Genomic DNA, 14471 nt, shown 5'->3' on the forward strand with positions numbered 1-14471 from the left:
TTAGAGTGTTTGGTCAGGTCTGCCATTCAGGCCGCAGAAACAAGGCCGGCACGTTGGGCCGCCCCGGACGTCCCGGACGCCGCACCCCCGATGGGGGACGGATCGGAAAGATCGGTTCCTGCGGGATGGGTGCAGGCAGTGCACCCAATTGGTTTGCAAGGGCCGACAGTTCGCCGGCCTCTGCGATAGATGTAACGAGGCTCCGCGCCTCGGATTCTTCCAGCACCGCGTAGGATCGTCGGGACGGGCCAGACAGCGAACGGATGCGGCACGAGGAACAGAAGGCTTGAAAGCCACCCTCGATAAAGACCACTTCGTCCTGCTCAAAAAACAGCGATGTGACCTGGAATTCCTCTGCCGGTGTCCGAGAGGAAAAGCTGAAGTGCCCGCTCAGCAGACGCGCCGGAATGATCGCCAGCCCCTCGTCGATGCTGCCATCAGAAGACAAGGCTACGGCCATTCCCTGCTCGGGCATCAGCCAGACCGCGCGACCGTTATATGCCGCGCGGGACGGCACGCGCACGGGCAAAAAGTCAGGTCGAACCTCGCCAGCCGGTACGGCTATTCTGTCGTGGGACACGCGTTTCACTTCCTGGAACCCGTTGTCCATCGTTCTGACCAGATCCCCGGCGACCAATGCCTCGGCCAGTTTCCAGCCACTGGTGGTGGCAACCTTCGTCCCATGCAGCAATCCGCCACGCCTGACCGAAACGGCGTCACCCGGTACGGTCTGGATATTATTTTCGGAAAACCCCGAAACACTCACTACTTCCAACACGTGCCGACCCCCTTTTGGCACTTTCAAACTATCCCATTGTGCTAGCACGAAGTTTTCGGGAGTGACTTAGTTTTGCCATATTTAGGGCCAATTTGGGCCTTTTTCGCCCCATTAGTCGCGTTTTTTATAAACAAAAGCCTGTATTTGTCAGCGTTTCGCGCAATTCGGGAAATAATCGACCAGCCTTATTCGAACCGATATTCGAATCTCTCTATGTCTTCGCGACAGGCGTCAAACACAGCCTTTTTTGCCTGGACCGAGTAGTAGTTGGCGTATTCCGCCCCCCGGGCTGACCGGTTTTCATGCGGAAGGTCCAGACGAAACCCCAGATGATCGAACAGTGGGGCCGCATCCCGCTGAAAGCTTTCGATCCGAATGTATGCGCGACAAAGATCGGTTCCGGTGGCGTCTCTGACATAGGATGGGAACGGGTTTTCCCGAAAGGACTGCTGGATTTTAGGGTGCAGAACAAAGGCCTCAAAATCCAGCCGCCCGGCCAGATGGACTGCTGGGTGATCAAAGGACTGATCCCTCAGCCAGTGGTAATAGCTGACCATCCGGTCCCACGGGTTCCGGATCAGCGTGAACACGAACATCTCTTTCATCTGCTGGGCGGGCAAAAGCCCCCGCAAATCGGTCAGCCGGGAGTGTTTCCACAGCCTTCCCGCCGTCTTCAGTGACCTGTTGCGTTTGTTTCTGCGCTGCGCCTTGGGGGTGTCGCCCACCAGGATATCGTCCTTCATGGCCCGCTGCTCGAGCGCCAGCGCCAGCGATGTTCCCCCGGTCTTGGGAATATGTATGAAGATGTAGGACCGCCCTGTTGATAGAATCATTGCGCCGGTTCCCGTTGGGGAACCACGCTCGCCCGCCACGCCAGAACTGCACCGGCCGCGGCGATCAGGGCGATGCCCGCAATCTGAAGCGGTCCGATCCCCTGCCCCATCACCACCCAGGCAAAAAGCGGCCCGAAGATCATGACCGAATACTCGAACACCGCGACATATGACGGCTCGCCCAGTTGGTAGGCCTTGATCAGCATGAATACCGCAGCCGTGGACCCAACCGCCTGCAATGCGACCCAAGGCAGAGCGGCCTCCATCGGCCAGACCCAGCCCCGGGTCACAAAACCAGCCGGGCCGTCAGACCCGACCACCGGCAAAACCGAAAACACGGCGAGGCCAAGAGCGCCGGCCAGCCCAAGCGTGACAATCATCGCGGCCAGCAAGGCGACGGTGCTTTCGTTTGCACAATGCGTTCGGGTCAGAATCGCACTGAGCGCATAGAAAAAGCCGCCAGCCACCGGCAATAGGCTGGTCGCATCAAAGGCATTGGGGTCAGGCTGCAATACACAGAGGATTCCGACAAACCCGATAAGCACAGCCAGGACCCGCCAGGGGCCGATCTTCTGGTCCAGCAACAGCGCGGAAATCAACAGAACGAAGATCGGTGATGTGAACAGCCCCGCAAGGGCCTGAGCAATTGGCATCAAAGCCAGTGAGCTGAAATAGAACAACATCGCCAGGGTGATCAGAACACTGCGCAGCAGGACCGCCCAAAACCTCTGAGGTCGCAGCCCTCCAAACCCAAGAAACGACAGTCCAACGATAAGAGGCAGCATCATCACGGCCCGGCTTAGGTGGAATTGCCACAGACCGATCGTTTCGGCCAGCCGAATGACGAAATTGTCCACGACGCCGATGATTGCCATGGCCGAGACCATCAGAACCGATGCAAGAACCGGTGAAGAAGGATGTGCTGTCTGCATGTGGCCTTGGCCTCCGGGCCCTTTGGCCGAAACTACGCGTCCCGGTTATCGAGCACATTTCCAAATCACCACGCAACAGGTTTGCGCGGATTAATCTCTCCGTGCTAGGAATCGACAAAAGAAAAAACGAGCAGACCTCATCGAAATGACGGCACTGAAACAATACCAGCGGATCGAGGCTACCGGTCTGTGGCGCCCGTCGCCCGACGAGCAGCGGCGCGAAGTGGTTGTTTCGATCGGCGAGGCGACGTTGACCATCACCGATTTCAACGATCGCGCGCTGACGCACTGGTCGCTTGCCGCACTTGAAAGGCAGAACCCGGGCAAGTTCCCCGCGATATTCAACCCCGATGGCGACCCGGATGAGACACTGGAGCTGGAGCAGTCCGAAACCACCATGATCGAGGCAATCGACCGCTTGCAACGCGCCATCGAACGGGCGCGCCCGCATCCCGGGCGGTTGCGGTGGGCCAGTGTCGGCGGAGTGGTTGCGGCTGTCGCGGCGGTCTTGCTGTTCTGGTTGCCCGGCGCCCTGCAAAGCCATGTCGAAAAGGTCGTGCCCGAGATCAAACGGCAGGACATCGGGAACACGATTCTGCAACGGATTGAACGGGTCTCGGGCCGGGCCTGCGCCTCGGCGGACGCGCAGCCGGCGCTGCAGAAGCTGGCCCAGAGAACAGGTGTGCGACGGATCGTTGTGTTGCCGGCCGGGGTGCAGGAAAACCTGTCACTTCCCGGAGGGATCGTGCTGCTGAACCGAGCGCTGGTTGAAGACAGTGAAGATCCCGCGGTTGCCGCCGGTTACGTGATAGCTGAACGCACGCGGGCCAGGCTGCATGATCCGTTGGACGATCTCCTGGACAAAACTGGGCCCACTGCAGCGTTTCGCCTGCTGACGACGGGCGAACTGACACCCCAGATCGTGGACACCTATACCGAACAGGTTCTGGCCGAACCCCGCCCCGCAGTTCCGGAAGACGACTTGCTGGAGGCGTTTGCGTCCGCCAATTTGCCCTCAACCCCATATGCCTATGCGGTTGATATCACGGGCGAAACGGTTCTGGGTTTGATCGAGGCCGACCCGATGGCGGGTCAGCCTTTGGATCAGGTTATGCCCGACCGCGATTGGGTACGGCTGCAGAACATCTGCAGCGACTAGGCGCGCCTATTTGGTGCCGAACATCCGGTCTCCGGCATCGCCCAGACCAGGCATGATGTAGCCTTTGGAATTCAGCTCGCGATCCAGTGCAGCAGTCACGATCTTGACGTCGGGATGCGCCTCTTTCATGCGCGCCACACCTTCGGGGGCGGCCAGCAGGCACAGGAACCGGATGTCGGTGGCACCGGCCTGTTTCAGAAGGTCGATCGCAGCGGCCGAGCTGTTGCCGGTGGCCAGCATCGGGTCAACCGCAATCACCAGCCGATCTTTAAGGCCTTCGGGGGCCTTGAAGTAGTACTGCACCGGCTGCAGCGTTTCTTCATCGCGATACAGGCCCACGAATCCGACCCGGGCGGAGGGCACCAGTTCCAGAACGCCGTCCAGCATCCCGTTGCCCGCACGCAGGATCGACACCAGCGCCAGTTTCTTGCCCGCCAGGATCGGCGCATCCATCTCCTCCATCGGAGTCTCGATATGGCGCGTGGTCAGGGGCATCTCGCGCGTGACTTCATAGGCCAGCAGCAGCGTGATCTCGCGCAGCAATTGCCGGAACGAGGCGGTCGAGGTGCCCTTGTCCCTCATGAGCGTCAGTTTGTGCTGAACCAGCGGGTGGTCGACGACGGTCAGATGTTCGCTCATGTGTTCTCCAGTCTTTTCCTGACCCTTTCGCGGGTCTCTTCATCGCAGAATGCGGCGTTCAGGGCGGTGTCGTTCAGCGCGGCGAAATCCTTGGCGTCCCAGCCGAAGGCCTGGGCCAGCATGTCATATTCGCGGCGCATGGTGGTATGAAAAAACGGCGGGTCATCGGTGGATACTGTGACCTTCACACCCGCCGCGCGCAGCCGCGCGATCGGGTGGGCCGCAAAATCGGGGTACAGTCCCAGCACCACGTTCGAGCCCGGGCAGACCTCGAGCGTGACGCCCCGGTCGGCCAGCTCATGCACCAGATCGGGGTCTTCGATGGCTCGCACGCCATGGCCCACACGTTCGACCCCCAGCGCGCGCACCGCATCGCGCACGCTTTCGGGGCCGCCGAATTCGCCGGCATGGGTGGTCAGGCGCAATCCGGCCTCGCGCGCGCAGTCGAAGGCCCATTTGAAATCGGCCTGCTGGCCCATGGCCTCGTTCCCGCCCATACCGAACCCGGTGATCCAGTCACCCGCGGTTTCAGCGGCGCAGCGCGCGCTGCGCTTGGCCTTGTCGGGTCCGAAATGGCGCACGCAGGTCACCACGCCGCGCAGGGTGATGTCGAACTTGTGCTCGGCCTCGTCAGCGGCGTCCTGAATGGCGGCCAGATAGTCGCGCCAGGCGTGCAGATCGCCCCCGCCGCAGAAATCGGGGCTGAGGAAGGTTTCGGAATAGACCACCCCGTTCGCCGCGCTTTCTTCCAGGATCGCCAGCGTCAGGCGGCGGAAATCCTCGGGCGTTTTCAACACCTCGCAAGCGGCCTCGTAGACGCTGAGGAAATGCGCGAAATCGCGGAAGTCATAGCTGCCGTCGGGCTTGAAGATGCCGCTCAGGTCAACCTTCTTTTCATGCGCCAGCTGGCGGATGAAGGCGGGCGGGGCCGCACCTTCGTGATGCAGGTGCAGTTCGATCTTGGGCAGGTCTGCGACGGTCATAGAAAGGTCCTTCCCGGCCCTTGCGCCGGAATGTTCAGGTGATGGGCGATGCTGGCGGCCACGTCGGCGAAATTGACTTGCCCGATCTGTCCGGCCCCCAGGCCGGCGGTCAGCACCGGCACCTGCTCGCGCGTGTGGTCGGTGCCGATCCAGCTTGGGTCGTTGCCGTGATCCGCGGTCAGAAGAAACAGGTCGCCCGGACGCAGCCGGGGCAGGATACGGCCGATCTCGGTGTCGAACCACTCCAGCGCGCGGGCATAGCCCGAGATGTCGCGCCGGTGGCCGTACTGGCTGTCAAACTCGACGAAATTTGCGAATGTCAAGCTGCCGTCCTCGGCGCTGTCCACAAGGCGCGAGAGGTGACCCATCAGTTCGGCGTCCGAGCCCTTGTCCAGCGTGTCGATCCCCTGCATCGAGAAGATGTCGCCGATCTTGCCCACGCCATGCACCTTGCGTCCGGCATCCTGCGCCCAGTTGGTCAGCACCGGCGCGGGCGGCGTGATGGCGAAATCCTTGCGATTTGTGGTGCGGACAAACCCCTGTTCGGGCGATCCCACGAAGGGGCGCGCGATCACCCGGCCCACCTTCATCTCGTGCAGCATGGGGGCCAGGCTCCGGCACATCTGGTACAGGCGCTCCAGCCCGAACGTCTCCTCGTGCGCGGCAATCTGGAACACGCTGTCGGCCGAGGTATAGCAGATCGGCCAACCCGTGCTCATGTGTTCAGCACCCAGTTCGGCAATGATCGTGGTGCCCGAGGCATGGCAATTGCCCAAAATGCCCTCGGTTCCGGCCGCCTGCGCGGCGGCGCGGGTCAGATCATCAGGGAAGGCGGGGACCGTGTCGGGGAAATAGTGCCAGTCCCACGGCACCGGCAGACCGGCCAGTTCCCAATGGCCTGAAGGCGTGTCCTTGCCCGGCGAACGCTCGCGCGCGCAGCCCCACAGGCCGGTCGGGTCGGCCTCCAACCCCGGCACAACCGCGCCCGAGGCCAGCCGCACCGCCGCCCCCAGCCCCAGCGCATCGAGGTTAGGCAGGCGCAACGGCCCGGACCGGCCATCCTCGGCCCGCCCTTCAGCGCAGGCCTGCGCGATATGGGCCACCGTGTTGGCACCCGTGTCCGGCACGTCGCCGTTGAAAAACCGGTCGGCATCCGGCGCACCGCCGATACCCACCGAATCCATCACCACAAGGAACGCGCGGCTCATGCGAGGATCCTTTCGTGTACCAGCTCCGGCACCGGAACGGGCGCGGGGCCGATGGTGATCGCGGCACGCACGGCTTGCGCGGCCCGCTGCGCGGCGTCCTCGCGCGCGGCATGGACCACGGCCACCGGCGTTCCGGCCGAGACCTTGTCGCCCAGCCGCACCAGCCCCGACAGCCCCACCGCCGGGTCGATCACATCGCTTTCCACCTGTCGGCCACCGCCCAGCGCCACGACGGCAAGGCCCAGCGCCTCGCCGTCCATCGCGGAGACATAGCCTTCATCCTGCGCCGTGACCTCAAGGATCACGCTGGCCTCGGGCAGATAGCGCGCCCAGTCCTCGACCAGACCCAGCGGACCGCCCACCGCGGCCATCATCCGTCCGAACCGTTCGGCCGCACGGCCGTCGCGGATCACCTCGGCGATCATGTCCCGCCCGGCCTGTGCGTCACCGACCATACCGGCGTCAGACAGCAGAACACCGCCCAGCTCGGCCGAAATCTCGGCCAGGGGCGAGGGCTGACCACCGGTCAGCACTTTCATCACCTCGGCGATTTCCAGGGCGTTGCCCAAGGCCGGCGCCAGCGGCTGGTTCATGTCGGTGATCAGGGCCGAGGTCCGGCACCCGGCCGTATTGGCCGTTTCCGTCAGGGCCTGCGCCAGCTTGCGCGCCTCGTCCAGCGTTTTCATGAAGGCCCCGCTGCCCACCTTGACGTCCAGCACCAGCGCATCGGGGCTGGCCGCCAGTTTCTTGGACAGGATCGAGGCCGTGATCAGGTCGAGGCTTTCGACCGTGGCGGTCACGTCGCGGATCGCATAGAGCCGCTTGTCCGCCGGAGCGATCTGTGCCGTCGCGCCAACGATGGCGGCGCCGGTCTCGGCCAAAATCTGGGCCAGCCGGTCCTGGCTGATCTGGGTCGACACGCCAGGGATCGCCTCGAGCTTGTCGAGTGTCCCGCCGGTATGGCCCAGACCGCGCCCCGAGATCATCGGTACATAGGCCCCGCATTCCGCCAGCGCCGGGGCCAGCACAAGGCTTACGCAATCCCCCACCCCGCCGGTCGAATGCTTGTCGATCACCGGACCGTCCAGATCCCAGGTCAAAACCTCACCGCTGTCGCGCATGGCCAGCGTCAGCGCGGCGCGGCCTTCGGGACCCAGCCCGCCCATGCAGACGGCCATGGCAAAGGCTCCGGCCTGGGCGTCGCTGACGCTGCCATCGGCCAGACCTTGGGCGAACCACGCCAGCTCGCTGGCATCCGGCACTTCGCGGCGGCGCAGTTTCGCGATAATCGAACGGGCGTCCATGGGCGCGGCCCTTACATGAACGAGGCGTCGAAGGCGCCGGGCAGCAGCTCGCCGATGGTCGTGCGGGTTTCAACCCCGTCCACCGTCGCCATGGTGACCACCACGTCCTTGTCCCCGAACTCGGCCAGTTTCTGCCGGCACCCGCCGCAGGGCGGCACCGGTTGCGGGCTGGAGGCGACGACATAGACCTCAGCCAGCTTGTTTTCTCCGGCGGCGACCATCGCGGCGATCGCACCGGCCTCAGCGCAGGTGCCTTCGGGATAGGCCACGTTTTCCACGTTGCAGCCCGCGAACATCGCGCCCGACGGGGTGCGGACCGCGGCGCCTACCTTGAAATTCGAATAGGGCGCATAGGCGTTTTCACGCACCTTGAGGGCTGCTTCTTTCAACGACATGGCGATTCCCCGATTTTTGATCATCTGGTCAGAATGCCATACCCTACTGGAAATCCGCGGGGGAATTGAAGCCCCCTCTGCACGGGAATCGCAGCGCGCCCGCGCGTCAGCCCAGATCGGTCTTGAAATACCCCGGCAGCGTGACCTCGAGCAGTTCGACATCGTAGCTGGGGTCGGCCAGTCGCGTGCGCATTCCGGGTGGAATGACAAAGGCGTCGCCCTGCTCCAGGCGAAACGGATCACGGCCTTCACCTTCCAGGGTGACTGCCCCGTTCATCACGAAGGTAAAGTGGATATCGGCATCATGGCTGGCCCAGACCGGATCGCCCTGCCCCCGGCGCACCACCTGTACGCCCGCCACGCCCTTGGTGTTTTCGGCAATCGTCGTGTCACGGCATTGATAGCCCGGCAGGCGGAACGGCTGCCACTCTGCCCCTTCGGCCCGGTTGTAGACAAACCGCTGGCCCTGCCATTCCCGCTCGGGGCGGTAATGCGGCGTGGGAAGTTGCATATTGTGGTCGATCTCGGTGACATGTTCGGCCGGAACGCCGATTTCGATCACCTGCACGTTGTCCGACGCTTCGAGCACGCGGTGCCGGATTTCGGGCGGCTGAATGAAACAGTCGCCAGCGGTCAGGCGCATCTTGTCGCCCTGATCCTCATAGACCACATCCACCCAGCCGTGGATGCAGAAGATCAGCTGGAACCCGACCTTGTGAAAATGCACCATGTCCGGGACCGGACCGCCGTCGGGAATGCGGATATGGCTGGCGATGATCGACCCGCCCAGTCGGTCCGGCACCAGGTCGCGGTAATGCATGCCCGCGCGCCCGATGATCCAGGGCGCCTGATCCTTGAGCCTGCGGACGACGAAGGAATGAACCGTCTCGGGCATCACCAGGGGCGGGTTGCGCTCTTCGATCTTGATGCGGGTGCCGTTGGGGGCGACCAGGCTGCGCTGACCGCCGGCAAACCCGTCCGGATCATCAGTGAGGATGCGCAAGGTGCCCGGCGCCTCGGGCGCGTCCTTTTCCACCCGCAGGCGCAGGCCGTGCCCGGAAAACACCGCGACCCGAGGGTCATCCGCCGGATAGATCATGTCCATCCGCATGCCCAGAACCTTGGTGTAGAACGGAATGTCGTCGCGCAACTCTTGGGTCGGAATGCGGAATTCGGCTATGGTGTCGGTCATGCTGGTCTCCTCTGCGCGGGACTGTGAGGGGCCGCTGGGGGATTTGCAAGTCGGGGTCGGATCCGCCTTCATGCGATTTCGAGGTTTCCCCTGCGTCAGAAATAGTTTAGCACTAAACTAAATTCCAAACGGGAAGTTTTGACATGTCCGACACACCCAGCCTGCGCCAGGCCGCACTTGATTACCACGCGCATCCGAAGCCTGGGAAACTGGAGATCAAGGCGACCAAACCCATGGCCAACGGGCGCGACCTTGCGCGCGCCTATTCGCCCGGCGTGGCCGAGGCGAGCCTTGAGATCAAGGCCGACCCGGCGACCGCCGAGATGTATACCGCGCGCGGAAATCTGGTGGCCGTGGTTTCGAATGGCACCGCGGTGCTGGGGCTGGGCAATATCGGCGCGCTGGCCTCCAAGCCGGTGATGGAGGGCAAGGCCGTCCTGTTCAAGAAATTCGCCGGCATCGACTGTTTCGACATCGAGGTGAACGAACCCGATCCCGAGAAGCTGGCCGATATCGTCTGCGCGCTGGAACCCACCTTCGGCGCGATCAACCTCGAGGACATCAAGGCACCCGATTGCTTTGTCGTCGAGAAACTGTGCCGCGAGCGGATGAACATCCCGGTGTTCCACGACGACCAGCACGGCACCGCCATCGTGGTGGGGGCCGCTGCACGCAACGCGCTGCACGTGGCCGGCAAACGGTTCGAGGACATCAAGGTCGTGTCCACCGGCGGCGGTGCGGCGGGGATCGCCTGCCTGAACATGCTGGTCAAGCTGGGCGTCAAGCGCGAGAACATCTGGCTGTGCGACATTCACGGGCTGGTCTATGAGGGTCGCGTCGAAGACATGAACCCGCACAAGGACCAATTCGCCCAGAAAACCGACCTGCGCACGCTGGATCAGGTGATCGACGGGGCCGACCTGTTTCTGGGCCTCAGCGGGCCGAACGTTCTCAAGCCCGAGATGGTCGCGCGCATGGCCAAACAGCCGATCATCTTTGCGCTGGCGAATCCGACCCCGGAGATCCTGCCCGACGCCGCGCGCGAAGTGGCCCCCGACGCCATCATCGCCACCGGGCGCAGCGACTTCCCGAACCAGGTGAACAACGTCCTGTGTTTCCCGTTCATCTTCCGCGGAGCGCTGGATGTGGGCGCGACCGAGATCAACGATGCCATGCAGATCGCCTGTGTCGAAGGCATCGCCGAGATGGCCCGCGCCACCACCAGCGCCGAGGCCGCAGCCGCCTACAAGGGCGAACAGCTGACCTTCGGCCCCGATTACCTGATCCCGAAACCGTTCGACCCACGGCTGGTGGGTGTGGTGTCTTCGGCCGTGGCCCGGGCCGCGATGGAAAGCGGCGTGGCCAGACGCCCCATCGAGGACATCGAAGCCTACAAGGAAAAGCTGAACCAGACGGTCTTCAAGTCCGCCCTTCTGATGCGCCCCGTCTTCGAGGCCGCCTCCGCTGCATCGCGCCGCATCGTTTTTGCCGAGGGCGAAGACGAGCGCGTGCTGCGCGCCGCTCAGGCGATTCTTGAGGAAACGACCGAAACCCCGATCCTGATCGGCCGTCCCGAGGTGATCGAGGCGCGCTGCGAACGTCTGGGCCTGTCGGTCCGCCCTGGGCAGGACTTCCAGATCGTAAACCCGGAAAACGACCCGCGGTACTATGACTACTGGAACTCGTACCACCAGATCATGCAGCGCCGCGGCGTGACGCCAGACCTGGCCAAGGCCATCATGCGCACCAACACCACCGCCATCGGCGCCATCATGGTGCATCGCGGCGAAGCCGACAGCATGATCTGCGGCACCTTCGGCGAGTATCGGTGGCACCTGAACTATGTCGAACAGGTTCTGAATGACGGCGACCTGCGCCCGCATGGCGCATTGTCCCTCATGATCCTAGAAGACGGCCCGCTGTTCATCGCCGACACTCATGTCCGGCAATTGCCCAGCCCGGAAGAACTGGCTGAGATCACCGTGGGCGCCGCGCGCCATGTCCGGCGTTTCGGGCTGGAGCCGAAAATCGCGTTCTGCTCGCAATCGCAATTCGGCAACCAGGCCGAGGGGTCCGGCAAACGCCTGCGCGAAGCCATTGCCATTTTGGACAGCAAGCCCCGAGATTTTATCTATGAAGGCGAAATGAACTTGGATGTGGCCCTCGACCCCGAACTGCGCGAGCGGATTTTCCCAAATTCGCGCCTGGAGGGGGCGGCCAACGTGCTGATCTTTGCCCATGCGGACGCGGCCAGCGGTGTGCGCAACATACTGAAGATGAAGGCCGACGGCATCGAGGTCGGCCCCATCCTGATGGGCATGGGCAACAAGGCGCATATCGTGACACCCTCGATCACGGCGCGCGGGCTGCTGAATATGGCGGCAATTGCTGGAACGCCTGTCGCGCATTACGGTTGACCGCGGCGGCCTGGCCGGTCTGGCCGCCCTGCCGAGGGAGGTCATCATGAAAGGTCACTGCCACTGTGGCGCCGTGCGATGGGCCAGCGATGCCGAGATCGCCTGGAGCTGTTACTGCCACTGCGCGGATTGCAGGCGCAATTGCGCCGCCCCAGTCACGGCGTTCATCGGGCTGCCGCACGGCTCGGTGACATGGTCAGGGGATGCGCCACGCGTGTACAACTCGTCTGAGGATGTTGAACGTTTGTTCTGCGGGACCTGCGGCACGCCGATGGCATATCGCAATGCCCGCGACCGGGTGAACATTCATCTCTACACCGCCACGTTGGACAACCCCGAGGATGCCGCGCCCCGGTTTCACGTTTATCACGCCGAGCATCTGCACTGGCTGAACATCGAGGACAGCCTGCCCCGATATGCCGGAACGGCGACCTGATCCGAATCTGACGAAGCCGCGTTTGCACCAGACGCTTCGCAGATTTGCAAGTTCTGCAATAATTTCCTGCTCAGGCGCGAAAACAAGGATCATTTGCAAAACTTTGCAAGACAAATGGGGCAGTTCTGCAAATATTTCGCGATAAACTGACGCGCCGTCACGCGCGCCGCTTGCCCGGGTGAACCCAGCCGCCTAACACAAAGATGACAGTTTTCGGGAGGAGGACCCATGGCGTACCAGGACGTGTATGACAGCTGGAAAAATGACCCAGAGGCTTTCTGGATGGAAGCCGCCAAAGGCATCGACTGGATCCGACCACCATCGAAAGCACTGTTTGACGACAACGCTCCTCTGTACGAATGGTTCTGCGATGCCAAGGTGAACACCTGCTGGAACGCCGTGGACCGCCATGTGGAAAACGGCCGGGGCGAGCAGACCGCCATCATCTATGACAGCCCGATCACCCACACCAAGCGCGAGATCTCCTACATGGAACTGCGCAATCGCGTGGCGACCCTGGCCGGTGCGCTGCGGGCCAAGGGGATCGAACAGGGCGACCGCGTCATCATCTACATGCCGATGATCCCCGAGGCGCTCGAGGCGATGCTGGCCTGCGCGCGGCTGGGTGCGGTGCATTCGGTGGTCTTTGGCGGGTTTGCCAGCAACGAGCTGGCCGTTCGGATCGACGACGCCAAACCCAAGGCGATCATCGCGGCGTCCTGCGGGCTGGAGCCCGGTCGTGTGGTACATTACAAGCCACTGCTGGACGGCGCCATCGACATGGCCAGCCACAAGCCCGAGTTCTGCGTGATCTTCCAGCGCGAACAGGAAGTGGCCAAGCTGATCGAAGGGCGCGACTTCAACTGGCACGGCTTCCAATACGGTGTCGAGCCGGCCGAGTGTGTGCCGGTCGCAGGCAATGATCCCGCCTACATCCTTTACACCTCGGGCACCACGGGGGCGCCCAAAGGCGTCGTGCGGCCCACGGCGGGGCACCTTGTGGCGCTGAACTGGACGATGAAGAACATCTACAACGTCGATCCCGGCGATGTGTTCTGGGCGGCCTCGGACGTGGGCTGGGTCGTGGGTCACTCCTACATCTGCTATGGCCCGCTGATCCACGGCAACACCACCATCGTGTTCGAGGGCAAGCCCGTCGGCACACCCGATTCCGGCACCTTCTGGCGGGTGATTTCCGAGCACAAGGTCAAAAGCTTTTTTACCGCCCCAACGGCGATCCGCGCGGTCAAGCGCGAGGACCCCAAGGGCGAGATGCTGGCGAAATACGACCTGTCCTGCCTCAAGGCCCTGTTCCTGGCCGGTGAACGCGCCGACCCGGACACGATCACTTGGGCGCAGGACGCGCTGAAGGTTCCGGTCGTCGACCACTGGTGGCAGACCGAAACCGGCTGGACCATCGCCGGCAACCCGCTGGGGATCGAGGAACTGCCGATCAAGCTGGGCTCGCCCGCCAAGCCGATGCCCGGCTATGACGTGCAGATCCTGGACGAAGGCGGCCACCCGATGAAACCGGGCGAGCTGGGCGCGATCGCGGTCAAGCTGCCCCTGCCGCCGGGAACGCTGCCGACCCTGTGGAATGCCGAGGAGCGGTTCAAGAAATCCTATCTCGAGCATTTCCCGGGCTACTATGAAACCGGCGATGCCGGGATGATCGACGAAGACGGTTACCTGTATATCATGGCCCGCACCGATGACGTGATCAACGTGGCCGGCCACCGCCTGTCCACCGGCGCGATGGAGGAGGTTCTGGCAGCCCATCCCGATGTGGCCGAATGCGCAGTCATCGGTGTATCGGACCAGTTGAAGGGTCAGGCCCCGGTTGGCTTCCTGTGCCTGAACGCAGGCTGCAATCGTGACCATGCCGAGATCGCGAAAGAGGTCGTGCAGATGGTGCGCGACAAAATCGGGCCCGTTGCGGCATTCAAACTGGCCGTCGTAGTGGATCGTCTGCCAAAGACACGGTCTGGCAAGATCCTGCGTGGAACGATGGTATCGATCGCCGATGGCAAAGATTACAAAATGCCCGCCACGATCGACGATCCGGCCATTCTGGACGAAATTACCGAAGCCCTGAAATCAATCGGTTACGCCCAGTAACCGGGCATCGGGCGGCCCCGGGCCGCCCGCCCTGCCCTGCGGGGTTGCAACCATTGGCAGACCGCCTACTGTGCCCT

The 14471-nt window shown here is 63.1% G+C and carries 13 protein-coding genes; 4 read left to right on the forward strand and 9 right to left on the reverse strand.

Annotated features, from left to right (window positions below; all coding sequences use genetic code 11):
* Nucleotides 1–13: 13 nt before the first annotated feature.
* The 3 genes from GOW72_RS08670 to GOW72_RS08680 all read right to left on the reverse strand — a co-directional run bounded on the left by GOW72_RS08670 (nt 14) and on the right by GOW72_RS08680 (nt 2543).
* Nucleotides 14–778: a Hint domain-containing protein gene (locus GOW72_RS08670; protein WP_342355360.1), complete on the reverse strand. Its 765-nt coding sequence runs from the start codon at nt 776–778 to the stop codon at nt 14–16.
* A 185-nt stretch (nt 779–963) separates the two neighbouring features.
* Nucleotides 964–1611, reverse strand: a complete 648-nt coding sequence (locus tag GOW72_RS08675; protein WP_170366564.1) for a sulfotransferase family 2 domain-containing protein — start codon at nt 1609–1611, stop codon at nt 964–966.
* Complete coding sequence (locus tag GOW72_RS08680; RefSeq protein WP_170338127.1) at nt 1608–2543, reverse strand: DMT family transporter; 936 nt, start codon at nt 2541–2543, stop codon at nt 1608–1610. Before GOW72_RS08680 ends, GOW72_RS08675 begins: the two co-directional genes overlap by 4 nt.
* 145 nt (nt 2544–2688) lie before the next feature.
* Here GOW72_RS08680 and GOW72_RS08685 point away from each other — a divergent pair, with 145 nt between their 5' ends.
* Nucleotides 2689–3702 carry a hypothetical protein gene (locus GOW72_RS08685; protein WP_170366565.1) on the forward strand — a complete coding sequence of 338 codons (1014 nt, stop codon included), beginning with the start codon at nt 2689–2691 and terminating at the stop codon, nt 3700–3702.
* A 6-nt stretch (nt 3703–3708) separates the two neighbouring features.
* On the opposite strand, the gene upp is transcribed toward GOW72_RS08685, so the two are convergent.
* The 6 genes from upp to GOW72_RS08715 form a co-directional block, all read right to left on the reverse strand.
* Entirely contained in the window at nt 3709–4341 is a 633-nt protein-coding gene (gene upp / locus GOW72_RS08690) for a uracil phosphoribosyltransferase (RefSeq protein WP_093962638.1), read from the reverse strand.
* On the reverse strand, nt 4338–5324 hold the full coding sequence (locus GOW72_RS08695) for an adenosine deaminase (RefSeq protein WP_170366566.1): 987 nt from the start codon (nt 5322–5324) through the stop codon (nt 4338–4340). Before GOW72_RS08695 ends, upp begins: the two co-directional genes overlap by 4 nt.
* Nucleotides 5321–6532 carry a phosphopentomutase gene (locus tag GOW72_RS08700; protein WP_170366567.1) on the reverse strand — a complete coding sequence of 404 codons (1212 nt, stop codon included), beginning with the start codon at nt 6530–6532 and terminating at the stop codon, nt 5321–5323. The genes GOW72_RS08695 and GOW72_RS08700 overlap by 4 nt, the downstream gene beginning before the upstream one ends.
* Nucleotides 6529–7836 carry a thymidine phosphorylase gene (locus GOW72_RS08705; RefSeq protein WP_170366568.1) on the reverse strand — a complete coding sequence of 436 codons (1308 nt, stop codon included), beginning with the start codon at nt 7834–7836 and terminating at the stop codon, nt 6529–6531. The genes GOW72_RS08700 and GOW72_RS08705 overlap by 4 nt, the downstream gene beginning before the upstream one ends.
* Nucleotides 7837–7847: 11 nt before the next feature.
* On the reverse strand, nt 7848–8231 hold the full coding sequence (locus GOW72_RS08710; RefSeq protein ID WP_170366569.1) for a cytidine deaminase: 384 nt from the start codon (nt 8229–8231) through the stop codon (nt 7848–7850).
* Between the two features lie 106 nt (nt 8232–8337).
* Nucleotides 8338–9423, reverse strand: a complete 1086-nt coding sequence (locus tag GOW72_RS08715; RefSeq protein WP_170366570.1) for a cupin domain-containing protein — start codon at nt 9421–9423, stop codon at nt 8338–8340.
* Nucleotides 9424–9566: 143 nt separating this feature from the next.
* Here GOW72_RS08715 and GOW72_RS08720 point away from each other — a divergent pair, with 143 nt between their 5' ends.
* The 3 genes from GOW72_RS08720 to prpE all read left to right on the forward strand — a co-directional run bounded on the left by GOW72_RS08720 (nt 9567) and on the right by prpE (nt 14394).
* Nucleotides 9567–11840, forward strand: coding sequence for an NADP-dependent malic enzyme (locus GOW72_RS08720; RefSeq protein WP_170366571.1), 2274 nt, complete (start codon nt 9567–9569; stop codon nt 11838–11840).
* 46 nt (nt 11841–11886) lie between these two features.
* Nucleotides 11887–12276 carry a GFA family protein gene (locus tag GOW72_RS08725; protein WP_170366572.1) on the forward strand — a complete coding sequence of 130 codons (390 nt, stop codon included), beginning with the start codon at nt 11887–11889 and terminating at the stop codon, nt 12274–12276.
* A gap of 228 nt (nt 12277–12504) precedes the next feature.
* On the forward strand, nt 12505–14394 hold the full coding sequence (prpE, locus tag GOW72_RS08730) for a propionate-CoA ligase PrpE (RefSeq protein ID WP_170366573.1): 1890 nt from the start codon (nt 12505–12507) through the stop codon (nt 14392–14394).
* Nucleotides 14395–14471: the final 77 nt, after the last annotated feature.

The organism is Ruegeria arenilitoris (assembly GCF_013032855.1).
GTDB classification, from domain to species: domain Bacteria; phylum Pseudomonadota; class Alphaproteobacteria; order Rhodobacterales; family Rhodobacteraceae; genus Ruegeria; species Ruegeria arenilitoris.

Excerpts from the sequence above, each read along its gene's own strand:
- GOW72_RS08700 (WP_170366567.1), bottom strand. The coding sequence starts at position 6,532 with ATGAGCCGCGCGTTCCTTGTGGTGATGGATTCGGTGGGTATCGGCGGT.
- GOW72_RS08680 (WP_170338127.1), bottom strand. The coding sequence starts at position 2,543 with ATGCAGACAGCACATCCTTCTTCACCGGTTCTTGCATCGGTTCTGATG.
- GOW72_RS08720 (WP_170366571.1), top strand. The coding sequence starts at position 9,567 with ATGTCCGACACACCCAGCCTGCGCCAGGCCGCACTTGATTACCACGCG.
- GOW72_RS08725 (WP_170366572.1), top strand. The coding sequence starts at position 11,887 with ATGAAAGGTCACTGCCACTGTGGCGCCGTGCGATGGGCCAGCGATGCC.
- upp (WP_093962638.1), bottom strand. The coding sequence starts at position 4,341 with ATGAGCGAACATCTGACCGTCGTCGACCACCCGCTGGTTCAGCACAAA.
- GOW72_RS08675 (WP_170366564.1), bottom strand. The coding sequence starts at position 1,611 with ATGATTCTATCAACAGGGCGGTCCTACATCTTCATACATATTCCCAAG.
- prpE (WP_170366573.1), top strand. The coding sequence starts at position 12,505 with ATGGCGTACCAGGACGTGTATGACAGCTGGAAAAATGACCCAGAGGCT.
- GOW72_RS08715 (WP_170366570.1), bottom strand. The coding sequence starts at position 9,423 with ATGACCGACACCATAGCCGAATTCCGCATTCCGACCCAAGAGTTGCGC.
- GOW72_RS08695 (WP_170366566.1), bottom strand. The coding sequence starts at position 5,324 with ATGACCGTCGCAGACCTGCCCAAGATCGAACTGCACCTGCATCACGAA.
- GOW72_RS08685 (WP_170366565.1), top strand. The coding sequence starts at position 2,689 with ATGACGGCACTGAAACAATACCAGCGGATCGAGGCTACCGGTCTGTGG.
- GOW72_RS08710 (WP_170366569.1), bottom strand. The coding sequence starts at position 8,231 with ATGTCGTTGAAAGAAGCAGCCCTCAAGGTGCGTGAAAACGCCTATGCG.
- GOW72_RS08705 (WP_170366568.1), bottom strand. The coding sequence starts at position 7,836 with ATGGACGCCCGTTCGATTATCGCGAAACTGCGCCGCCGCGAAGTGCCG.